Source organism: Mariniblastus fucicola (assembly GCF_008087665.1).
GTDB lineage: Bacteria > Planctomycetota > Planctomycetia > Pirellulales > Pirellulaceae > Mariniblastus > Mariniblastus fucicola.
In genome coordinates, this window is the sequence record NZ_CP042912.1 from 3,735,285 (window position 1) to 3,760,066 (window position 24,782).

The 24,782-nt window shown below is 53.5% G+C and carries 14 protein-coding genes; 9 read left to right on the plus strand and 5 right to left on the minus strand.

What is annotated here, in order from left to right; genetic code table 11:
• Positions 1-152: 152 nt before the first annotated feature.
• From MFFC18_RS13705 to MFFC18_RS13740, 8 genes are all read left to right on the plus strand, one after another.
• A complete protein-coding gene (locus MFFC18_RS13705; RefSeq protein WP_075086030.1) occupies positions 153-2,225 on the plus strand; it encodes an ABC transporter transmembrane domain-containing protein in 2,073 nt (690 codons plus the stop codon).
• Between the two features lie 56 nt (positions 2,226-2,281).
• The gene (locus tag MFFC18_RS13710; protein WP_084417365.1) at positions 2,282-3,664 is read left to right on the plus strand and encodes an HlyD family secretion protein; all 1,383 of its coding nucleotides are present in this window, start codon (positions 2,282-2,284) and stop codon (positions 3,662-3,664) included.
• Positions 3,665-3,768: 104 nt separating this feature from the next.
• A complete protein-coding gene (locus tag MFFC18_RS24975; protein ID WP_210421372.1) occupies positions 3,769-5,277 on the plus strand; it encodes a TolC family protein in 1,509 nt (502 codons plus the stop codon).
• Positions 5,278-5,363: 86 nt separating this feature from the next.
• The gene (locus tag MFFC18_RS13720; RefSeq protein ID WP_075086027.1) at positions 5,364-6,488 is read left to right on the plus strand and encodes a cytochrome-c peroxidase; all 1,125 of its coding nucleotides are present in this window, start codon (positions 5,364-5,366) and stop codon (positions 6,486-6,488) included.
• Between the two features lie 108 nt (positions 6,489-6,596).
• On the plus strand, positions 6,597-7,103 hold the full coding sequence (locus tag MFFC18_RS13725; RefSeq protein WP_157665233.1) for an RNA polymerase sigma factor: 507 nt from the start codon (positions 6,597-6,599) through the stop codon (positions 7,101-7,103).
• Entirely contained in the window at positions 7,082-7,690 is a 609-nt protein-coding gene (locus tag MFFC18_RS13730; RefSeq protein WP_075086025.1) for a hypothetical protein, read from the plus strand. The genes MFFC18_RS13725 and MFFC18_RS13730 overlap by 22 nt, the downstream gene beginning before the upstream one ends.
• A 68-nt stretch (positions 7,691-7,758) precedes the next feature.
• The gene (locus MFFC18_RS13735; protein ID WP_148618871.1) at positions 7,759-9,273 is read left to right on the plus strand and encodes a hypothetical protein; all 1,515 of its coding nucleotides are present in this window, start codon (positions 7,759-7,761) and stop codon (positions 9,271-9,273) included.
• A 171-nt stretch (positions 9,274-9,444) separates the two neighbouring features.
• Complete coding sequence (locus MFFC18_RS13740; RefSeq protein WP_084417363.1) at positions 9,445-11,061, plus strand: DUF1559 family PulG-like putative transporter; 1,617 nt, start codon at positions 9,445-9,447, stop codon at positions 11,059-11,061.
• 149 nt (positions 11,062-11,210) lie between these two features.
• On the opposite strand, the gene MFFC18_RS13745 is transcribed toward MFFC18_RS13740, so the two are convergent.
• The 4 genes from MFFC18_RS13745 to MFFC18_RS13760 all read right to left on the minus strand — a co-directional run bounded on the left by MFFC18_RS13745 (position 11,211) and on the right by MFFC18_RS13760 (position 14,154).
• On the minus strand, positions 11,211-11,669 hold the full coding sequence (locus tag MFFC18_RS13745) for a hypothetical protein (protein WP_075086022.1): 459 nt from the start codon (positions 11,667-11,669) through the stop codon (positions 11,211-11,213).
• Positions 11,670-11,794: 125 nt separating this feature from the next.
• Positions 11,795-12,979 (minus strand): amidohydrolase family protein, encoded by a 1,185-nt coding sequence (locus tag MFFC18_RS13750; RefSeq protein WP_075086021.1) that lies wholly within the window; start codon positions 12,977-12,979, stop codon positions 11,795-11,797.
• Complete coding sequence (locus tag MFFC18_RS13755; RefSeq protein WP_238381330.1) at positions 12,976-13,701, minus strand: phytanoyl-CoA dioxygenase family protein; 726 nt, start codon at positions 13,699-13,701, stop codon at positions 12,976-12,978. Before MFFC18_RS13755 ends, MFFC18_RS13750 begins: the two co-directional genes overlap by 4 nt.
• A gap of 81 nt (positions 13,702-13,782) precedes the next feature.
• Positions 13,783-14,154 carry a PilZ domain-containing protein gene (locus MFFC18_RS13760; protein WP_075086020.1) on the minus strand — a complete coding sequence of 124 codons (372 nt, stop codon included), beginning with the start codon at positions 14,152-14,154 and terminating at the stop codon, positions 13,783-13,785.
• A gap of 258 nt (positions 14,155-14,412) precedes the next feature.
• Between MFFC18_RS13760 and MFFC18_RS13765 the strand changes: the two genes are divergently transcribed.
• Complete coding sequence (locus tag MFFC18_RS13765) at positions 14,413-23,883, plus strand: DUF1559 family PulG-like putative transporter (protein ID WP_075086019.1); 9,471 nt, start codon at positions 14,413-14,415, stop codon at positions 23,881-23,883.
• Positions 23,884-23,930: 47 nt separating this feature from the next.
• Here MFFC18_RS13765 and MFFC18_RS13770 read toward each other — a convergent pair whose 3' ends face one another.
• Positions 23,931-24,710, minus strand: coding sequence for a class I SAM-dependent methyltransferase (locus MFFC18_RS13770; protein ID WP_075086118.1), 780 nt, complete (start codon positions 24,708-24,710; stop codon positions 23,931-23,933).
• Positions 24,711-24,782: the final 72 nt, after the last annotated feature.

Below are 24,782 nucleotides of genomic sequence, written 5' to 3' on the forward strand. Positions count from 1 at the left end.
AGGAATAACCTACGTCAATTTAATAATATTTGCGCGTTTCCTACTCTTTTTTCTGCGGTAGAGTATTATTGCAATCGAACAACTTTGACGCATAAGACATGACACCAACTGAAATCGCAGCTCTATTCCGGAGAACCTGCCAGCATTTGAGCGTGGCATTCTCGGCAAATCGCGTCAACTCTGGCCTCGCGGATGCGGTGCGAGGTGACGCCCCTGTGCCACTCGTGGAAAAACTTAATGCCGTAGGCCGTCAGTTCGGGATCCGGCTGCGTCCGATGGCCGGCAAATTTTCTGACCTGGTCAGCACGGTCACCGATTCGGGCCCCGTCTTTCTGCTGCCTTCGGACTTCGACATTGCCGCTGAAGATCTCGACCGATTGATGTTGGTGTTGGAAACCGCTGGCCGAGGTGATTTTCTGGTGCACGCTGACGGAGTGGATCAACGCGTCAGTTCTCGAAACCTGAAACGCAATGCCAACCTATCGAAGAACCGCACCGTCCAGTGGCTGTTGGTACAACCCGTACTGGCTGCCGGGCATGCATCCCGATTCAACTATGACGGATCCGAGTCGCCAGAACCGTTGGAGCCGCTTAAGCGGTTGATGGCCTTTCTCAAGCCGGAAGCGGGAGACATTCGCTCGATTTTGGTTTTCTCGATCGTGACAGGTCTTCTGAGCCTGACGACTCCGCTGGCTGTGGAAGCCGTTGTGAACACGATTGCTTTCGGCAGATACCTTCAGCCGCTGGTCGTGCTTTCGTTGATCGTTCTAGTCTTTCTTGGATTCCGCGCCATCCTGAACGTGTTGATGACGGTGGTGGTGGAATACATCCAGAGAAAGATCTTCGTTCGCACCGTTGAGGACCTTGCCTATCGGCTGACGCGAGTTCCGTTTTCGACCTGGAACACGTACCACGGGCCTGAGCTGGTCAATCGCTTTTTCGATGTGTTCAACGTTCAGAAGATCACTGCCAAACTTTTGCTCAGCACGTTGATGCTGTTGCTGCAAACCGTGATCGGGCTTTCGGTACTTGCTTTCTATCATCCATTTTTGTTGGGCTACGACATTGGATTGTTGGCTCTGATGACGATCATTTTGTGGTTCATCGGTCGCGGCGCCGTCGAAACTGCCAAGCGAGAATCACAGCTGAAATACAAAACAGCAGCATGGTTGCAGGAGATCGTACGGCACCCGTCGACATTCCGATTCAACGGTGGACTGGGATACGCGATTAATCGCGCCGATGAATTGGCTGCCAACTACATCAACGAACGGCGATCGCACTTCAAGATCGTGATTCGCCAAATTTCATTTGCGATGGCGATGCAGGTCATTGCGGCGACTGTTCTGCTGGCCCTGGGCGGATACCTCGTAATCGAAGGCCAGATGACGTTGGGGCAACTGGTTGCGGCTGAACTGATCGTGACCGTCATCTTGGGCTCGTTTGCCAAATTGGGCAAAGACCTTGAAGGTTTCTACGATCTGTTGGCTTCGGTCGACAAGCTTGGCAAGCTTTTTGATCTACCGATCGAGCCAGCGAACAAGCTTCAGTTGGCTCGCAAATCCGGAGCCAACAGTCTGGAGTTGGTGAACATCAAGCTTGATGCTGCAAGCACGAGTCAGTCGACGATTCCGATCGAAGCCGGTACCTCGATCGCGATCCACGGCTCGACGGAACTTCGACGATCCAAACTACTGGAAGCGATGGTTGGCCAGCTTAAACCAGTCGGCGGTCATGTGATGCTGGAAGACTTTCGGGTCGACAGTTTGAGCGCGGAGTCCTTGCAGGAACAGGTTTCGATGATTCGGGAAGTCGAGGTCTTCGACGGAACGATCGATGAAAATATTCGCGTTGGTCGACAGGACATCGGTTCGGATCAAGTCAACGATGTGATCGGTAAACTGAACTTGCAAAAGACGCTGTCCGCTCTGGAACACGGCCTCAGGTCGCGACTGGCGGTCTCCGGCTATCCGCTATCACAAGGCCAGGCAATTCGGCTGGTTTTGGCTCGTTCTTTGATCTCGAGGCCGGGCATTATGTTCGTGGACGGGTTGTTGGATCGCCTTTCCGACAGCGACACCATTGACGTTTTAAATCGACTGAAACCGTTTCAACAGCACACAACTATCGTGATTTCTACTGGCCGAAAAGTAATCGCAGACTGGGCGGATAACAACTTGAACATCAGCCTCCCGTCCTGGGAGCTGGCAAAGTCTCCCGGTTAGGCAGTTTGTGCATTCATGCTGCTCGCCGATGTTAAACCTGAACGGGAATACCGATCATGACAGAGAGAACAATTAACCCTTCATCCAAAACTGGCTTCGTCGCGAAATCGAGGATGAAAACGCTTGGTCGAAATTCGGCGACGCTGCACCTTGTTCAATCAACACGGTTCGCGCGGCGAATGGCGAAGCTGCTGCTAGTCGGGTTGGTGATCAGCATCATTGCGATGGCGTTTCTGCCGTGGCAGCAAACGTCGCGCGGAACTGGCTCCGTCGTCGCGTATGCTCCTCAAGAACGTCAGCAGTCAGTGCAGGCGCCGACGAAGGGCGTGGTGGTGAGGATCGGAGAAGGATTGGTTGAAGGTTCGGTGGTTCGCAAAGGCGACTTCATTGTCGAAATTCAACCCTTTGCGGCGAACATGGTTCAGCAACTTGAAGGGCAACTGACTGAGCTAAGAACGAAAGAGGAAACAGCGATCGTGAAGGCCGACGCCTACGGTCAAAACGTAGCGGGATTCACCGAGGCTTTGGACTTCACGGTCACTGCAGCCTCGCAGATGGTGGAAGCGGCCGAAGCGAAACTACAGGGCAAACAAAGGTTGCTGACCGGATACGAAGCAAAAGTTCTACAGGCAAAACTGAATTACGAGCGGCAACAAAGCTTGATGCAAGACGGTCTCAAGCCTGCCAGAGAAATCGAAAAGTTGAAAAAAGAATGGGACGTCACCAGATCCGAACTTCAGTCCGTGCTCCAAGACGTCGAGTCTCTGAAGAAAGAGCTTTCGGCCAAGAGCAGTATGCTGGAAGAGAAACGTCTGATCGCTCAAACAAAGATCGACTATGCGCGTGCCATGCAGCAGGATGCACTGGGCAATGCTGCGACGATTCGCAAAGACATTCGGGATGTCGAAATCAAACTTGCAGAGATGAGCCGGTTGGTCGTTCGTGCTCCTCGCGATGGCACGATTTTTCGTTTGCCAATTTACGAGTTGGGGCAGACGATCAAGGCGGGCGATTCGATATTGACTCTCGTTCCGGACACGACGCAAAATGCCGTCGAACTGAAAATCAACGGCAACGACATGCCGCTGGTCGAAACGGGACAGGAAGTGCGGTTGCAGTTCGAGGGTTGGCCAGCCGTTCAATTCGCGGGTTGGCCGTCGGTGGCGATCGGGACGTTCAGCGGACAGGTGACGACTGTCGATGCGACGGACGACGGGAAAGGTCAGTTTCGAATCATGGTGACGCCAATCGAAGGCGAACCGTGGCCAACAGATCGCTACCTCAGGCAGGGAGTTCGCGCCAACGGCTGGGTGATGCTGCGAAAAGTTTCGCTTGGTTACGAGATCTGGCGCCAGCTCAATGGATTCCCCGTGATCGTTTCCGACGTGGAACCAAAATCGAAAGAAGAGAAATCAAAACCGCCCAAAATGGCCAAGTAAATCGGCTCCAGCTGCTGATTTTCGGGCTGGTCGGATCGTTGCTGCTGTGTGGCTGCAAGTCGACGGATCGTGGCCTTCCGCAGTTTGCTGATTCGAATCGTGTGTTGCAAAACACTGAGACTTTTGATCGAAAGCACGATTCCGCTTCGACAGAAATTGGCTTGGTGGACTTCAAGCAGGACGTCGCCAATTTGGTGGGTTCGGGCGAAACCACATCCAATTCGGCGGTGTCGACAGCTGTCTTCAATCAATCTGCCGACGCGCAGCAACTCACGCTGGATCTGGTCCTCAACCGCGTCACAGAGTGCTATCCGGAAATCGAAATCGCGATCGGTGAACTTGAATCGGCCAACGGAAAAACTCTCGCCGCCTGGGGCGAATTCGACTCGGTGCTCTCTGCTCACAGCATCTCCCAACCGCTTGGGTTTTATCAAACCTATAGGAACGGAATCGGCGTCAGCCAGCCGCTTGCCGGAGGCGGTGAAGTCTACGGCGGCTACCGGATCGGAGATGGTAATTTCGAACCGTGGTATGGCGAACGCGAAACCAACGAAGGCGGTGAACTGAAAGCCGGTTTCTCTGTGCCGATACTGAAAGACCGTGCCATCGACCAGCGACGGGCGTCCGTCCGCACAGCAGAATTGACGCAGGATCAACTGAGTGCGAACGTTGAATCTCGTCTGCTGCAGTTCGAGCGATTCGCAACGCAGGCTTACTGGGACTGGATCGCCGCCGGTCGATACGTCGAAGTGCAACAGCAGCTGATCCGGTTGGCTCAAACTCGAGTCAGTCAGATCGAAACGCGAATTGAAAAAGGTGACTTGGCGAGAATCGCGAAAATTGACAACGATCGCTTCATCGCCAAACGAAACAATGGGCTGATCAAGGCTCAACGTGAATTCCAAAAAGCTGCGATCAAACTTTCGCTTTTCTTTCGCGACAGCCACTGCCAACCCGTCGTCCCGGGTCGTGAACTGCTTCCTGGCGGTTTCCCGGAATCCGCGCGCTTGGATGCGGATCGGGTTGCTGCTGATTTGTCGATCGCACTTGCGACGCGTCCCGAACTGAAGGAGTTGCAAGCGCTCCGGTCTGCGACCTGTGTCGATGCGAGTTACGCCAACAATTTGTTGCTTCCCAAATTGGACGTTAAGGGTTTTGCTGGCCAGGATCTTGGTGGCGCCACCAGTTCCAAAGGCGATAAAACGCCGTTCGAATTGCAGCTGGGGGTCTATGCTGAAGTACCCATCCAACGTCGCGAAGCTGTCGGCAAAATTCAGGTTGCTCAAGGAAAGCTGGCTCAGGTCGATGCAAAGTTTCGATTCGTATCCGATAAAATTCGAGCTGGAATTCAGGACGCTGCATCAGCCGTCAACGCGGCATACGATCAAATCATCCAGTCGCGAGAAACCGTTCGGCTTAACGAAGAATCTTTGCGATTGGGCGAACTGGCCTTTAAAGAGGGCGACATCGATCTGCTGGCATTGAACATTTACGAAACATCGGTCGCCAACGCACGGCTGGAACTTCTCGAAGCGAATCACAAGTACTTTTCCAGCCTCGCAACATACGCGTCGATTTCGCGATCTCTTGCATTTGAGTCGATCAATCCCTAGGCCGCGACGACCGCTTGCCAACACACGTTGACATTCCTTCGTCGCAGAGGCATCGAACTCTGCACCGACGATGTTAAACTCGTGTCATGAAAACTCCACTCCCGCCTGTCGCCGCCGCTTTCGTCCTAGCGCTGGGGATCGCCACATTCCTGTTGTCCGCTTGCGGCTGTGACCGAGAGGCAGCGAATCCTTCTTCCGAAACGACCGAAGATTCTGGCACAACGACAACGCCCGCAGCGACGGACGTCGATTCAAACGCTGGTTATAATCCAGCGCCGATGGTTGAATACGTAGAAGTCGACATGGGTCCAGTGCTGCCGCCGATGAAAGTGCCCAAAGACAACCCGCTGACTCCTGAGAAAATTGAGCTTGGCGAACTGCTGTTTTTTGACACGGCTCTCTCGGCAGACAACTCAATGTCCTGTGCGACTTGCCACGATCCGGAACTGGGTTGGGGCAACGGAGAAAAGATCGCAGAAGGCGCCAGTGGGGTGCGAGGGAAGCGAAACGTGCTGTCGATCCTCAACGTGGGCTTCTACAGCAAACATCTGTTCTGGGACGGTCGCGTAAGAACATTGGAACAGCAGGCGCTCGTGCCCGTTTTCGAATCCTCCGAAATGGGAATGACCTCCGAAGCAGAACTTCTTGGTCGCTTGAAAGAAAACGACGACTATCAGAAACGTTTTGCCGAAGCGTTTGGTGACGGCATCACGGCAGCCAACGTCGCCAAAGCACTCGCCAGCTTCCAACGAACGATTTACGTGAAAGAGATCCCTTACGATCGGTATCTGGCTGGTGACAAAACAGCCATGTCCGCCTCCGCGATCCGGGGCTCGGAAATTTTCCGCCACCGCCGAGTCAACTGTGTGGCTTGTCACCCCGCGCCGCTGTTCACCGACCACTTGCCTTATAACATTGGCATCGGAATGGATCAGGAAGAGCCCGACTGGGGCTTTCACCACACCAAGGGTTGGGCGTACTGGGGCAAGTTCCGTTCGCCGTCGCTTCGCGGCATCGACCAGACCGGTCCATACATGCACGACGGGTCGCTGGCAACGTTGGAAGAAGTCGTCGAGTACTACAACAAAGGCGGCATTGAGCACGAGTACACCGACGCGGCGATGCAGAACCTGAACCTTTCGGAGCAGCAAAAAGCCGATCTTGTCACGTTCTTGCGTGAAGGCTTGCGTGAAATCAGGGACGACAAATAGCGGCATCAATCGTCCGAGTCATACTATCTTTCAGATTTTGTTTCAGGCAGACGGGAAGGTTTCTGCTTCGCGGTGTCTTTATGTTGAAAGCACGATTTGGAGTTTGATTTGACGCAGCCGATCACAGCCAGTGAACTTGCTCAACTGCTGGATCTGCATGCCAATCCATTGCGGCTGTTCGCGGCTCAATGGTCAAACTCACCCGACGATTGTGTGCAGGAAGCCTTCGTTCAACTCGCGGCTCAAACATTCAAACCCGAACAACCGTTGTCATGGCTATACCAGGTCGTGCGGCGGCGGGCGTTGAATGATTTGCGAGGCTCAAAACGTCGAACCGATCGCGAACGGCAAATCGCTCGGCCGGATTTAGTCACTTCCAATCCGGCCGATCAATTGATGGTCCATGAGGAACATCAACGAATCCAAAAATCGCTCGACAGCCTGCCTGCGGAATCCCGTGAGCTGATTGTGTTGCGGATCTGGAGCGGTTTGAAGTGGAGCGAAATTGGCGAACTGACAGGTTGTTCATCGAGTGCGGCCCAACGTCGATTCGTTTTGGCGTTGTCAATGATGAAAGAAAGTTTGGAATCAAAATGTCTGACGAAACGAAAATGAATCCTGATCTGGAAAGCTTCGCGGCGAGCCTGCAAAGCGTGCCGATTCCGGAATCGAAGCTTGATCGTGATCAGTTGATGTACGACGCAGGCTGGGCGGCGGCGATAGCGCAATCGAATCAGACAACGAAAACACGACGACGCAGCTTGCCGACGATTGCGTTGTCTTTCGTTAGCGGGATTGCTGTTTCCGCTGCGGTCATGCTCAGCGTTCTGCCGATGCCGACGGGCGGCTCTGAAGTCAACTCAATCCAAGTCGCTGCGACGGATGGCCAGGAAGTCAACGCCAATCGCCCCATCGACATCGCTGCCGCTGGCTCACCGGAAAAAACGACGCCCAATCGCGACGAAGTGGATCTGCTAAGACTGATTGAAAACGTTCCACCGGGTCATAGCATCGACGCCAGCTTTGGCTCGCAAGCCATTGCTCCTCAACTGGCTCAGACGGATGGTTATGACGAAAACCAGTCAACGACGCCCGCATCGCGTCCTCAAACTTCTTACCAAATGATGCAGGAGCTTCTGCCCAACGTACGAGTCCAGAACTCTGCTCCGGCCTGGTCCGCATGGATGAGTCTCGGTGGCTAGCCGCTGGACTTGATGCAGAACCAGTTTTACACCGTACACGTTCACTCTGTTTACTTAGGTGAAATGATATGTTATTCCGACGACTTCACATTGGCTTCCTTGCGGCAATGATACTTGCCTGCACCTCGGCCAACGGTTACCCCGACATCACAGTTATCAATGGTCGCGAAATTCGGCCTCACGGTGCTTCACCAGTTGGCGAGTACGGGCAGATCTACAAGATCACGGTAACGCCGGCTAAAGAAACGGTTCCGGCTTTCAAGTATCGATTCACGGTGCCGCCGCACAGGACGATTCCCGGTAACGCCATCACACACTATTTGCGGTCATTGGGCGAACGCAGTCTTTCGAGTCCCTGGGAAAGCGTTCGCAAGGATACTGAACGCAAAGTTAACGACTGGTCCAGTTCGTCGACTCCGTCGAATGAGATCCCAATGGACCAACTGAAAAGCGCGTCGGCAGCATTTGACAGCTATGTACAGAATCACATGCGTCGCGCGACGCTATGCCGGGACGTCGATTGGGGAATTGCTGTGGAAGACATGAAAGGCCCGGAAATCGTGGAGTTTCTCCTTCCCAGTGTGCAAGCGACGCGCGAGATGGCGCGGGCGTTGTTGCTGCAAAATCGGCTGGCGATTGAAGAGCAGCGTTTTGACGACGCCGCGGATCGGCTGCGGATGACGTATCAGCTTGGTCAGAATGTGAACGAGATGGGGTTCCTGGTTTCCAGCCTGGTGGGCGTGGCGGAAGTCGGAATGGCGAACGATGGCGTGCTGCTGTTTGCGGCCGCGAAGGACTCGCCAAACTTGTACTGGGCGTTGGCTGAGCTTCCGACGCCGATCATTGACATTCGAAAATCACTTCAGCTGGACATTAGCATGCCGATGCGAATGTTTCCTGAATTGATGGACATCGAGAACACAGATTTCTCAGCGGACCAGTGGAAGAAGCTGTTAGTGAAGTACACCAATGATTTCGGCAAACTGCAAGCCGTTATGGGAGGCAGAAGTTCAGCCAAAACTTCACAAACAAAGGGCATTTCCATGGCGGTTGCACTAGCCGGATATTCCAACGCAAAACAGAGAATGATCGAAAGAGGGTACTCGGAAGACAAGGTTGAACAGATGAGTGTGTCACAGGTCATTCTGACCGATGCGGCTTTGGACATCGAATACTTCATTCAGATGCAAGAGCGAATCTCCTATGTTCCTGCAAGCAAAGCAGATCAGTTTCACAGCGATTGGGAAAAACTGATTCGCAAGCAGGAATTGAAATTGCGTTTGGGAGCCATCGTCGTTACCGCGATGTCACCCGCGACGGCTCAAGTCCGAAAATCAGCATTTCGAGTCCAGGCACAAGTCAACTTGTTGATGGCCATTGAATCACTTCGAAATCACGCGGCGGTGCACGGCAAATTTCCTGAATCACTCCAGGATCTTGCATTGCCCGTCCGCGCGAATCCACTGACAGAGAGACCTTTCAACTATTCGTTGGAAGGCGGCAAAGCCGTGATCTCGCTCGATCTCGGACATTGGGACATTCATCGCTATGAACTGTCGCTGAAGGAAGAAGTCAGTGAATAAAGGAGGGATAGACTTTCAGCCTGTCATTGCATTTATTGACTTACAGACAACATTCTGCGCGGCGCAACCACAGCTGGAAACCGATGCACCTGACACATTCGCGATCACAGGCTGGAAGCCTATGCCACCGAGACCAGCAAAACGAAACACAACACCTAACGAGGAACCCAAATGCTTTACCACCTCACGAGAATAAAAACCGCGATCGCTGCCATGAGCATGTTGGTCGCGTTGACATTTTCCGTCAGTCATACGATTGGCCAGGATGCGAATCCGGCGGCTCTGAAAAAATTCGTCACGTCGGACGTGATCGGTATCGCCTATGTCGACCTGGACAACATGGACTTGGGCGAAGCCACCGAACTGCTGGAGAAGCTGGGATTCGGAGGAACGGCAAGCTTCCGTCGCATGCAGGAACGGCTTCCTGAAGCGAACAAACAGATTGCTGCACTGAAAGACGCCGGCTTCTCCCGCGGCTACGCGTTATTGCGAACGTCCGACTTTCAGGCGATGGGAACTTCGTTTGTATTTCCGCTGGCCGAAGGCAGTGACTCGCAAAAAGCCATCAAAACGCTGCAAAACGTTGTGGTGGCGATGAGCGGAGAGGACAACGACGCTCCCAGCTACAGCGCCGAGTTTCGCGATGGCGCTGTGATTGCTGCCGGTCCCGATCAGTTTGATCGCCTCAAGAACGACGCAGCGAACGACACCGTTGACCGGAGCGACATCTGGAAATCAATTGACGGCGGTTCGCTGGGTGTTGTGTTGTTCGGAGACGATGACTCGCGAAAAGTCGTGAAAGAATTGATGCCGCCACTGCCGGGTCCGTTCGCAAAACTTGATGGCGAACTGATTGCAGACGGAACAAAATGGATCGGCTTTTCGGCGAAAGTCAATGCTTCACCAGAACTCAAGATCGAGATTGAAGCCAGCGATGACGATTCGGCCAAGGTCTACGAAGCAGTCATCAACGACGGTTTGAAGATGGCAAAGTTTGCACCACAAGTTCGCGAAGTGATTCCGAAATCGGAGGTCAAATTTGTCTTCGAGGCCATCAAACCAAAACGAAACGGGACTCGTGTGACGATGTCGGCTTCTGAGCTGACCAAGGATCTTGATCGACTGGCGAAAGTTCTGGCTCCGCAAGTTAAAGCCGCGCGGGCTGCGGCCATTAAAACGCAAACGAAGAATATGCTTCGGCAGCTAATTCTCGGGATGTTGAATTACGAATCGGCCCATCGTCATTTCCCAACGCAGTACAACGTCGATGCTGATGGCAAACCGCTGTTGAGCTGGCGAGTTCATATTCTGCCATTTCTAAATCAGATGGAGCTTTACGAACAATTCAATCTCGAAGAACCGTGGGACAGCGAACAGAATTTGAAGCTGGTCTCCAAAATGCCGATGACCTATTGGGACCCGAGAGGCGAGGCGTTTGAACTGAACAAGGAAGGCAAAACCATTTTTCAGGTTCCTGCAGGCGAAGGGCTGGTCTTTAACGCCGCAAACAAAACGGGATTCGGAGACTTGACCGACGGTTCAAGCAATACGATTTCAATTGTCGCCATGCCGCCTGAGCAAGCTGTTCCGTGGACGAAACCAGTTGACTGGAACGTCGATCTTGAGAATCCATTGGAGAAGCTAAAAGCGAAAGGCAAGAAGGAAGTCGTCCTTTCGCTATGTGACGGTTCCACACATGAATTTCCTCTCAAAGCGCCGGATACGTGGCGACGTTTTATTGGTCCGAAAGACGGTGAGATCGTTCGGTTCAGCGAATTTTCAGACTGAACAGGCAACCAACATTGGCACGGGACGTTGTTTCGCACACCCCTGTTGGATCGAACGGACCGTGTCATTGGCATACGCCAAAACGAAACCACAGGCTTTCAAAGTAAGCCTGTGGTTTTTCGTTTCGTTCGCGGTGGCAGTAAAGCCAACTATGGAGTCCAGTCGGCTTGGTCGATACTTCCGGGACGAAGGCGAAGGTTCCAAATCGTCGTGATCTTTGCATCGAATCCAATTCGCCGAAACCAGGCGACTTCTGCTTCCGCGTCGTGGCGATCTTCGAACGTCTGCCAATAGTACCACGTCTGCGGAAGCTGGACTTCTTCGATGTCGAACAGAATCCACCACTGTTCCATACCGGCTTCCTGGGCCGCTTCCCAGGATTCGTATGGTCCGCGTTCGGAGCCACGCTCGTTGACGACCATGTAGCCCGTTTGCGCCGGCGCCGCGAAATAGACTGCGTACACGGCGTCTTCTTCCACGACTTCACGCGGTGGAGGATCAAAACCCGGCAACTCCCATTTTTGCTGAGCGTCGGCCGTTTCGCCAACCAATAACTGGGTCAACATGACGACTGTGAACAGGACGTTTCTTGAAATTGATACCGACATCGTGATGCTCCTGGATAGAAATTAACTCGTCTACCGAATAAGCGGAGCAGGGCAAAAACTGTTACAGGAATCGTTTCAAAACAGTTTTTAACGCACGTTTTTGCGACAAATACCGTTCGGAGTCGCTACGGGAGAGTCACTTCGACCATTTCATCGGCAGCAAACACCGACGCGTCGCAATAGCCGGCCACCAACTCCTCGATCGTCAACGCCTGGCGGTCCGGGAAGGGCGGACAGAGCGATTGATGAACTGCTTCGGTCGCTCCAGGCGGCATGCCGTCGGAGCCAAAAATCAGATCGTCACCGGGAATGAAACCAACTTCATCGATCAGCATGCGAAACGGATTGTTGGCCAGCAAATATCGCTGCGGCAAGCGATCGGAGTACTCGGCGGAGTCAGCAGAAAAGTTCGGCTGCATACTGAGTATGATTTCGGATTCTTTGGCGACGCGAGCCGTTTCCAATGAGATCAACTGCGCGTGCTCGATGCGAACCTGATTCCGAAAGCTAGTTTCCGTGCGGAGGTCCGCCACCGCGTGCACAACCTGATCGATTGCCCGGTCGCCGATCGCGTGAATGGCAATCGCTTTGTCAGTTGCGATGCACTTCGTCAGCAACTGAACCAGTTCATCATCGGAATACATCAGCATGCCACGATCGCCGTTGTCGTAAGGATCGTTGACCGCAGCGGTTCGCACACCGAGTGCTCCGTCCGCGAAAATCTTCATGCCGTCAATGAGCTGTTTGGATTCGGCAGAAAGCGAGTGCCACATTTCCAGCGAACACCAAAACCGCGTTCGGTGCAGCAGATCGGCTTCACGGAAAACCTCGATTTCTTTCTCGCCGGCCAGCAACATTTCCTCCGAGTAGATGACTCCCTGTTCCTCATGCAGCCACTGAAAATAGCGCCGCAGACGATCGGCGTTTCCGTTGAGGATCGCGAACGCGTTGAGAATCTTTCGCAAGTTCCGCTCATACCAGGCTTGATCGGACCAGTTGCCTGCCGCACCGAGTTCCGCTTCAATCATCTTGCGGGCCGCTTCGTTCATGACAAGACCATGCAACGACAGATTGAAAACAGCCGTCGGACCGAAGGGCTCCAGGTCGCTGGCCGAAAGTTCGAATTTACTATCGAGCCAGCCCTGAACGATCAGAATTTCTCCGGGCTTCGCTTCGCGATTTCCGATCATCGACAACGCGTCGTCGCGTGCAGAAACACGATGTAAATTCAGCCCATCAATCCACGAGGCGTAGAGAAACGGATGAGTATGCCGGTCGCGCAGCAGCGGAATCTTAACGGTTTTGCTCACGTCGCACGCCGTTTCAGAAAGTGCATCCACTGATACCCATCCGGCAGCGATTCAGTTCCGCAGAACTCGAGGTGCAAGATTCTGCGCCGCCATTTTCCGTCCGGATCGGTGTGTCCGCTGGCGTGTGAGATCATCGGTCGCATTGCCAGCACATCGCCAGCCTGAACCAGAATCTTCACCGACTCATTGGGACTCGGATCGTATTGCTTGCCGGAAAGATGCGAGCCAGGAATCACTTCCAGCGGCCCGTTCGATTCGGTGACTTCGTCCAGATGGATTCGCAGCGTCAGCATGTTCTGCAGGATCGCTTCCGACGCTTCAACATGATCCACACCGGCCTTGTGCGTCGGTTTTGAAAAATGGTTCGTCGGCAAAGAGTTGTCTTGCACCGCGATCGTGAGGTCTTTGTGAAACGGCAGATTCCACGATCGATCAGAGGGCTTGTCAAAATACAGCACGCGAACCAGCCCATAGTTTTCGCCGATCGTTTCAGACAGCAGCGTCGCAAGAGCAGGTCGTTTGATGAGCTCAAGCAGATCGGGGATTGAATCAATCAGATTCCGCGCCGCGAAGATGGTCCCGCGAGAACTGAGTGCACTTTCGGCGTCAGTCCGGGTGGCCATTTCGATTCTGTGCAGCAGCTGTTCCACCGCGGCCTGGCCAAAGACATTCTGCACGATGCAAAAGCCCTGTGTCTGAATTTGCGTTTTCGTTTCCAACAATTCTCTGTCCTCTGAACAGGCTGCGTTCAGAGAAATATTGTGGGCGAAAAAGCTCTGGACTGAAACGGGCCCAGTTTGACTTTAGCCGAGTTTGACTTTAATGAACTGCCAACCGGAAAACATCCAGGACTCACCGAAAGGTTTGCACCAACGGCACTCCGAAAGCACGCTGTGCTTGCCGCGACCATCGGTCCGTTCCATCGTGATCACAGCGCGGCCGCCCTCGTTGCAGGCTGCCGGCAGCAACAGGCCAACACCGGTGACAGAGACGTTGCGCGTAAAACCTGGCATCCGAGTCGGGCTATCGCAAAAAGCGACGCGGACCGGAACGACGAGCGGTTCGCGGATCGCGGAACGATTCTCCAGGCGGTCGAAATTGGAAACCGATAACAACAGGCTGTCGACGACCCGTTTGAACTCGGGGTTCCCGGTAGAAGCACTTGAACGCAACATTGAATGATCCTAACTGACTGGCACGAATCTTGGTGGTGGCTTGGAAGTGTCGTGGCAGAGCGTAGGGCAAACGGAACACAGTTCACCCAAGGAACTCTAGCTCATACAACTGGCACAAATGCCAGTCATGTCTGAAAACCCCAAAAGAAACTCAGAACAGTCAGATTCGTTGCGAGGTGAACATGCGGCCACTAAACTGATAGCCAAGCCTGTCCTAAACAGCAAACGCCTCCACCTTCCCACCTCCGTGAGTTCCCCATGGCTCAAGCGTCCAGAAAGCGGAACTCCGCTCAATCGTCCGGCCTCTCCTACCAACGCTGCGAACCGCGGACAATGCTGACCATCACGGTCGGTGTTGGAAACCTGAATTCAGGAGTCGCCGTTTCCGATGACGCCACCGGCGAGGGCTTCATCATGTACTCGCAAACCGACGTGCATGATCGATTCAGTGGAATCGCGGCCGACAACGCCGACCATTTCGTGGCAACGCGTCTTGATGGATTGCAGTGGCAATACAACAACAACACGAACTGGATTGATTTCGAACCTCAGGATGCGGACGCGATTGTCGCGAGAGTCAACTTCAGCGGAGACTCCGTTCAGAATCGAAACTTTCGACAGAGCAACCTCGAAGGCATCTGGTACCGCAACGAATTCGAACCGTCCGACGGTCAGGCGATCGATTTTCGAGTTGTCGCCAACCAGTTCGGCGGGCAGTTTGACAAAGATGAGTTTACGGTTCTGGGTTCAACGATTTCGATCCAGGAAGTCGCTCCTCCGAATCTCAGCGAACTTCAATTGAGTGAAATTGTGCAAGCCGTGGTCGCTCACGAGAACGCAAACCAGCGGCTACCCGGTTTGGCCAATTTTGATTCTGACGGCAATCCGCTGCTGAGCTGGCGCGTGCACATGCTGCCTCACATGGGACTGGAAAATCTCTACGATCAGTTCAATCTCGACGAGCCCTGGAATAGCGCGAACAATCTGCCGCTGGCAGACCAGATGCCGGACGTTTTCAAAAGCCCTCAATTCGAATCGACTAACCGAACGCCGTTTCTGGCCGTCGCGGGAGACAAAGCGGTTTTCAAACTCGATGGCACGCCTCCGGAATATCGCAACGCGAACACGAACCCGGCAGCGATGTTGGTGGAAGTCGATCAGTCGCATGCGTCAATCTGGACCGCGCCGGTTGATTGGTATTTCAATGAGACAGCTCCGACCAGCGGCATTGGCAACGCTGGGGAGAACGGTTTTGCAATCGCACTCAGCACTGGAAAGACGACAACGGTGCCTTCGGAAGTCGATCCAGACGCGTTCTCGGTTTTGGTCGACGACACGGACGGGCTGCCAAACGATTACGATACGCTTGGAATCGAAGTCACGTCGCAGGAGCGGATTGACAATATTTCGCTTGGGTTCATTTACTATGAATCTGCCTATCAACGGTTCCCGCATCAGGCAATCATGGCTGACGACGGCACGCCGCTGCTGAGTTGGCGAGTTGCGATCCTGCCATTCATTGGGCAGCAAGAGCTCTACAATCAGTTCAATCTAGATGAAGCCTGGGACAGCCCGAACAATCTGCCGCTGGTTTCCCAGATTCCGCACGACTACCAGAATGCCAACGTCGACGATGGCAAGACCGTGCTGTTGGGTCTCGACGGCGCCGGAACGGTCTTCGATTCAACGCTGCCTCGCGGCGTGACTTATTCGCAAATCGGTGACGGAACTTCGAACACAATTTTGATCGTCGAAGCCGATGCTTCGGAAGCCGTCGAGTGGAGTCGGCCGGTGGATTTGAACTTCGAAACGGCTGATCCGCTGCGTGGAATCGGCACTCTCAACGGAGACGGACGATTCAACGCCTTGCTGGCGAATTCGATTCAGGTCAGCCTTGCGACCGATCAACCGGACAGCATTCCGGCCTGGGCAACATTCCGCGGCTCTGAACTCAACGACTACGACGTGCTGCCCGGCGGCACGACCAGTGATGGTGCCTCGCAAGTTGAATCAAAGCTTCAGTACATTCTGCAGGCCTTTGAAACGTATGCGTTTGGCTACCGGGAGTATCCGCACACGATCTACGACCGAGCCACAGGTTCTTCTCCGTTGTTGAGTTGGCGAGTTCGAATTCTGCCGTACATCGACCAAGGCGCTTTGTACCAACAGTTTCGTTTCGATGAAGCTTGGGACAGTGCTCACAACCTCAGCCTGTTGCCGCTGATGCCTCCGTTGTTTCAGACGCCAGGCGTGCCCGATGGCATGACGGTTTTCCAGGGAGCCCACGGCGAGTACACGGTTTTCCCAACCACGGATGATCCCGTTTCCGAGTTCGAATTCCAGGACAACCACAACGTGGCGGCCGTCCTTCAGGTGAATCCTGACAACGCGATTGAATGGACTCGGCCAGATGATTTTGCTTTTGATCCGGCAACAATTCGCTCTCTGGTCGACAGCGCCGACGCGACCGGCTTCCACATCGGATTGCTCAATAGCGGCGTGCAATTCTTCAACGACACGATTGATACTGCGGTGCTAAACAAGATTGTCGCGCCGGCGGAATTTGTCGACGTTGATGTCGATTTGAAGGTCTTTCGCGACTTGAACGTTGGCAACCGGTACAGCTACAACTCGACTGCGAGCGACCTGTTGTTCCTTTCGTACGGAGCCAACAACTATGAATCCGCTTACGCTCAGTTCCCCAACCATGCAATTTACGAGCGACCCGACGGCGATGTTCCGCTGTTGAGCTGGCGAGTCGAAATTCTTCCGTTTATTGGCTACGAAGAGCTTTACAACAAGTTCCATCACGATGAGCCCTGGGACAGCGATCACAATCTCAGCCTGCTGCCGTTGATGCCGCATCATTTCAGTCACCCGTCGATCGAAAACGGAATGACGATTTACCAGGCGTTGACGCATGAGTGGAATCCGGGCGATCCGCTTGAGACTCTGTTTCCGTTGACGAATCTGATCGACATCGACTTTGGCGACATTCGCGACGGAGCCTCCAATACGATTCTGTTTGTCGAAACGAATGCCGATCAGGCTGTCGAATGGACGCGGCCTGCCGACATTGTCTACGATCCAGCCAACCCGACTGCGGGTTTGGCTGTCGGAGAGAATCGCCAGGGAACGTGGATCACGACGGCAGATGCCAACTATCGTTTCGTTCCGTCAAATTTTCTGGCTGAGCAATGGGCTGCGGCAGTTTCGCCAAGCGCTGACGACTATCCAGATTTCGATTCCGATGACAGCTATCAATACGGCACCATCGTCCCTGGTTCATTCTTTGGCACCGAAAACGATGACTCAATCGTCATCACTGCGACCGCTGACACGCTCGAATTGACCATCAACGATACGACGCAGACATTCACGATTGGCAAGCTGCCCCAACTGACGTTTGACGGACTGGAGGGTTTTGACTCGGTCACGCTGGGCGCGGCCGACGGAGAGTTAGTCGAGTTCGTTGACGGCGTCCTGATGGTCGGCCAGTTCTCAATCGTCCTGACCAATATCGAATCGATCGACGTTGCCGATGAAGGCCGAATTCTTGTTCGCGGAACGGACGAAGATGACTCGTTCGTGTACACCTCCAACGAGGACGCCGACAGCATTTCGATCAACGGAAGTGAGTTCGACCTCCCGTCAACCGAAACGCCTTTGCCTCTGTTTCTTGACACCGGAGAGGGCGAAGACGATCTGACGTTTGTCCTTTCAGATCTGGAACAGATTCCGCGGTTCACGCTGTTTTCTCTGGAGTCAAACGCGGAGTTTGATCTGACCTGGAACGCGGTGGAAGATCTTGAAGTCACCATGCTTGACCCGTTCAGCAATTTTTGGCTGGTCTCTCACGACACCAGCGACACGCTGTACATCGACGAAACCTCCATATTGCTCGTCGGTGCCGACACAACGTTGCACTCAAATCGCGAATCCGCCTACACGGCGTTTTGGCATGTGACCGGCGAGAGCAATGACGTCATCGTGACCGGCACTGATGGCGACGACGTGATTGGTTTCAACTATCAGTTTGGTCCCGTGGTCGACATCAACGGCAGCCACTACATTTCGGCTTACCGCGGTAACGTCATGGTAGACGGTGGTGATGGCGACGACTTGATCTCGTTCAATCTCGGCGAGCTGTACATTGGCGATGTCGCAAGCGCACAGATTGGTCCGACATCGTTCCGGGCCGACGACAATCCGGCCATCACGTGGACGAATATTGAAAGCCAATCCGCAGGAAACCTTGGAGAGGTCACGCTGTTGGATTCTCCTGGCGATGACATGGTGCTTGCCGACGACTCCGACATCACGTGGAGCGGCGAAGGATTCGCGTGGTCGCTGACCAACAACGATTCGGTCGAAGTCACCTCAACCGGAGGCTTTGACACGGTCGTTGCGTTGGCGAATCCGGACGGGTTTGCCGTTTCCTATTATTGGGAAGGCTTGACGTCTTATGGGAATGGTCAGCAGCGTTTTCTGGCTCGCGATTTTGACGACATTGCGATTCGCGGAACAGAACCTGGCGTCCAGGCTTTCTACTTCGGCACTGGCAGCAACGACTATATCAGGGTGAGCGACCCAGTTGATCACCTTCTGGTCGAGCTGGATACCCGAACGCCTGTAAAGTTTGAAGGCGGCCTCGATTTGCAGATCACGGCGTACGGAGCCACGAACTTGTTGGAGGTCATTTCAGCCCGTGACGCTTCAGCAATACAGTTGCAACAGGACATCGTGTTGATCAACGGACAGAGAATTGACCTGGTCGACGTGAATGAAGTTCGTGCAATCGGAGACTCTACAGCAGACTCGCTCGTCATCCTGGACTCTGCTGAGGATGAGCAGATTTTCACGGGACTCAATGAAGACGAAACAGAACGCGTTACATCGCTTGCCGGCGAGGACTACAAACTTTCTGCAATGGGCTTTGCCAACATACACGTCGAATTGACCGACGGTGACCACAGTTTGACATTGTCCGGCATCGAAGGCGAAGCAGAAACAACTCACGTCGGGTTTGGCCCCACAGTTGTCTTCGATGCTCCAGATTTTCGGCTTGTTGTTGAAAGCGAATCGCAATCTCCATCCACATTCACGTTTGGCAACGGAGTTGAGGACACTGTGAACTTTTCGGGAACGGAGTTCGTCGACGAGATCCTAGTTTCGCTGCAACACACAACCGGTGCCGCTCAGCCCCAGCTTGGGATTTGGGGCTCGTCGTACGACACCGAAATTTTTTCACCGCAGACAATGTATTTTTCCGCGCGGGGAATTCTCAACCTTCGCGTCGATCTGTTTGGTGGGTTGATCGACAATTCGATTTACCAACTCGAGGATTCACTTTCTGTTATCGTTTCAGAATCTGATTCTGACGTCACGCTGTCGCCTGGCATGTTGCAATGGGAAGACGCTACCGTCGCGTGGACGAACGTTGAAGACTTCAGGGCACGAGGAAAAGGAGCCATTACCGTTTCTGACCGCGCAGGCAGCGAAACGATTGAGTTCGCCAGAGCACCGGCACGGATCGACAACGATTTTTTCCGAAACGACGCCGTTGCGATTTATGACGACACGCTGTCAACCTTCATCAGTTTCCCAACGGTAACCGTCATCTCGCAAGGCAATGACGTTGCGAACCTTTCTGGCGATGCCGAATCGTTGGACTTCGGCATGAACCAGACCAGCATCAGCAGCGTTGGCGAGCTTTCATTCGATGATGATATTTCACTGACGGTAATCGGATTCGATTCGGTTAATTTGACCACCGAACATGCCGAAGACTTCGCTGCATTCTCATTCGATGTCGAACAAGTCGATGTTCGCGTCTTTGATCAGCGACTTCAATTCACTTCACCCAACAGTGACGCCACGATCAATCTTCAGTCGTTTGAACGCGTCAATGTGACTGGCGGAAGTGACGATCGACTTACGTTTCTCACAGACACCACCGCCAATGGGACAACGACGGTTTCCAGAGAGCAAGTTCTGTTCAGCGAACCGGGTGCGATCGCTGACGCCGAGTTTCTTTTCCCGATCTCTGGCGTTGGCCAAATCGAACTGATTGCTGGCAGCAACGTTGCTCCGTTAATTATTGATGGAAGCGCGGAAGACGAAACGCTGACGATTCGTGACACGGAGATTGAACTTACGGGAGCCTCCTGGTCGGTTCTCGCTATCAATTACGCAGACATTTCAGTCTCGGGCGGCGACGGCATCGATTCCGTGATCGTTGAAACGGAAATGGACACGCTCAACCTCGGTGATGAACTTGTTCTTGATAATGAGAGCATGACCGTGCGGTTGTCCGGGTTCGAGAACGTTGACTTTAGTGACGCCCCAACGATTCCTCAAATTGTCGGCAGCAATCTCGACGACCGTTTCATCGTCGATTATTCCGGATCACAAACTTTGGTGTCCCGCGTCGGCTTCCTTTCGACGATGACGTTCAGCCCGGATGCGAACCTTCGATTCGACGGCAAAGCTGGCAACGACTCAATCACTTTCATCTCGCCGGAAGACTATGACGTGTCGACGGGTCACGGCAGGTTCGCCACAGCCAGTTCCTCAAGCGTTTATTCCAACATCGAGAACTCCAACTTCGTCGGCCAGAATGATGGATCGACGCTGACCATCGACGCGATTGACGACTGGGGCAGCACCTATTCCATCAACGATGATGATGTCCGCTGGTATGACACCGATGCCGAAGAAGAGGCTACGGCGACAGGTTTTGGATCGTTTACCGTCATCCACAGCGGAACTTTTGCTGGTGCCGTTTTCCTTGACGAGCGTACGGTCGGAAGCGGCGATATCACGGCAAGCTACTCGGAAGTTCGATTCCCGGGACAGTCCATTTTTGGGCTGGTCGATGTCCGGCACATTAATTTATTCGCGGGCTCGCAAAACGGTCTGCTGACGTTGGAAGATTCTGCTGACGACGACACGTTGACGATAAGTGACCAGAATTTGCAACTGAGTTCACCATCGGTTTCGATTGTCGCGACGGGCTTTGGCAACGCTTCCGCCACGGCGACTTCGGGCAACGACGTAGTGCTCGTCGAATCCAACGGAGGTTCGATCGTCGCCCAGGGATCGAATTTCGATATCGTCTACGCAGACCGAACGATTGAAGTGATCGCGTTTGAAACGATCGATCTTACGGACCTGAACAATCTGCCACTCATTTCAGGAACGACGGGAGACGATCAGTTCTCCGTTGACTACACCGGGGACAGCGCGATCGTCACGAATGGCGATTCTTCGGATTCTCCAATGACCAACATTGTTGCGTCACTGAATTCAGCACTGACAATCGAAGGGAATAGCGGCGTGCTGGATTCGATTCAGATTTTCGCTGCTGAAGATCAGGCCGTTTCGCTTGCAGCAAGCTCGATCATCAGCGGACCATCTTCACTGTCCTACTCCGATTTTGAAGACGTGGAAATCATCGGGCATGATGACTCATCGCAGATCGACGTGGCCGCGAATCAAGATTTCGCGGATGAGATTTACGTTGGAGACGACAACGTTCAGTGGACTCCCGTTGCCCAAACATACACAGTGACGGGATTCAGCCAGTTCAGCATTTCGAACACCGACAGCGAACCACGACTGGTGCTGCGGGACGAAAGAACCAGTGGCTACGTCGACGTGTCGTATGGCGAAGCAAAATTCTCCAGCAACGCGACCTTTAATTTCCCGACTTTGAATCGAGTCGAACTGTTCGGCAACTCTCAAACCGCGATCAACCTGATGGACTCCGATCAGGATGACAGTCTATTCATCGGACTGGAAAGTATTGAACTTTCGAACGGGACGCATTCGATTCTTGCAGACGGCTTCAGCGGCTTTTTTGCAACGGCGACGGAAGGATCTGATGTCGCCTCCATCGAGGAAGCTTCTGTAGTTGAGGTCGGTGACGGCTATTTCCTGATCGACGGAACAAGGCTGGAAAACTTTGACTCGATCGAAATTGGCATGACCACGACGCCGGTCGGAATTCGGGGCACCAATGGAGACGATACTTTTCGATTTGATTTCAACGAGCAAGCGATTGGCTTGATGGTCAACAATATGGAAACTCAAATCGAGTTCGAACTGTTGACGAACATTAGTGTGATCGGCCTCTCAGGTGATGATCACATTGGGTTCATTGCACCAGCAACAGAAGCCGTCACCATTTCAGATCGCAGTTTCGACGCCTCCAACGGCAGCGTGTTCTGGAACTCCATCGAGTCGGCAATCGTTCGCGGACATAACGACGAAGGAGCAGTGCAGATCGATGGCAATTCTGGCGATGACACACTCACGTTCAGTGCCGGGTTTACCACGCTGACCACCGAATCTGGAATCAGAATATCCGCCGCAAAGTTCACTGACATTGACGTTGAAGCTGGTGACGGACAAGACGAAGCATTTCTTTCCGGGTCGACCGGCGGCGCCAATGCGTTCATTGGATCTTCAACTTTTGGCCGGATCACGACTCCAGATCGGGTTCTTGACGCGAGAGGTTTCGAGCTGGTTGCCGTTCTGGCAAAGCACGAAACCGATCGAGCCTCCTTTGTTGGCACGGCAGCCGACGAGCAGTTTTACGCCAGCCCGGATTCCGCACGCATGGTTGGCGATGACTTTATTCTCAACGCAACGGGTTTCCAGACCGTTATCTCGCGATCCAATGGCGGCGATGACTTTGCCAACATCACCGATTCGGATGGCGATGATTTCTTTTTCGCCCGACCCGGATTCGCAAGGCTGGAAACGGGTAGCGGAAAATCGATCACGACGCTCGACTACCCGACGGTCCGTTCGGTCAGCACCACCGGCGCGGACGAAGCTCAACTGGAAGGATCCGAAGTTGAAGAACGCTTTCTCGCATCCGATCGTTTTGGACGGCTCAATGGGGAAGCGTTCAGTCTGATCGCTGTGTCCTACCCGAAAGTTCGAGCCAACGGTGGCGGCGGATTCGATCAGGCTTTCCTGTCCGATTCCAGCGGCGACGATTTCTTCTTTGGTTCGCCGCAACAGAGCTTTCTCGTCGGCGATGGTTTTCAGAATACGGCAATCGACTTTGATCGCGTGATTGCGTTGGCGTCGACTGGCCGAGACTCTGCCGAATTCAATGGCTCAGAAGGCGACGACCAGTTTTACGGCAATCCAAACGTTGTCGATCTCAAAGGTGAAGGTTACTTCCAGTTTGGAAGTGGTTTTGATTTCGTGCGAGCGTACGGAAACGGAGGCGAAGACACTGCGACGCTGCGAGACAGTGATGAAGTCGATCGATTCTTCGCCAGTGCAGACGTGGCCTATTTGAGAAACGACAGTTATCACAATGAGCTTCGCGGATTCAGTGCGGTCAAAGCCGTTTCCATGGCCGGCGCGGACATCGCGACATTTGAAGGATCATCCGCAGAAGAACTTTTTCACGGTCACCGGGACAGCAGCTACTTGCAGGGCGCAGGATTCCGCTACCAAAGCAACGGCTTTGCTGCCGTTTCCGCCAACGGACTTGCCGGTTCGGACATCGCCAACCTCTACGACTCTGAAGAAGACGAAAACTTCGGCGGACGAGGAAATTCAGCCTGGCTTGAAGGTGAAACGTATCGCCTGCAAGTGACTGACTTTGAAACCGTTGGCGCGTACGGATTTCAGGGAGGAGCCAATCAATTCTTCGTGGACGATCCGGATTTCGAGTGGAATCGATTTGGCACATGGAACGGTTAGCGTTCAGCACGCGCGAATTCGAATAAAAACGGAGCGAACGTGAAGCATTACTTTTTTCGCAAAACGAAGACAACGTCCTCGGTCGTCTCGTCGACCTCGATTGGTGCGTCAATCTTGTAGGTGAAATCAAAAGCCGATTCGACTTGCCAGCTACCTTCAAGCTCAATCATTCGCAAGAACTGTTCCCACGTATACGACCTCATCGCCAATTCGTCTTCGATGCGAAACTGACGGGTCGGAGTATAAATATCGAAGTGAACGCCAAACTTGTCCATCCGCGCCTTGGGATCGCGACTTTCGGTCCACATGTGTGTTAAAACGGACAAATGTCCTCGGCGGGCCGCCCAGGATTCCTGATCCACCATATCGCCGACCATTGGATTCAGATGAAGGCCAATCAAATAGATCGCATTCTTCTTGGCGCCATTGGCCATACAAGCCAAATGGGATTCGGCCGCGGCAGCCGTTGTGAGATGTCGAAAACTGTTGATCGTGTTGAAAGCCAGATCGTATTTCTTCTTTGGAGCGAAATCCGACATATCGGCCACCCAGGCAGTTTCGGGAAAACTGGCTCGTGCAAAACGTTTGTTGCCGAAGTCGACGGCTTTCTCATTCAGGTCGATGCCTTCCACGGAAAAACCTTTCTTGGCCAGACCGTGGATCAAACGACACGTTCCACATGCCGGTTCGAAAAGCCGTTTGGCTTTGCCGTTTAGAAACTCGTCGTTTACCTGCTGGATGAATTTCATCTCAGCCGCACAGTCGGAACCGAACACCAGATCGTAGTATTTCGGATGGTCGTAAATGCTCTCGGTGATGACTTCCACAGGATTCCGACGTCTTGGGTTTGGTTCAGGCTCAACGGCAAGGATGCTATACTCTCCGTTTTCATCCTCCAA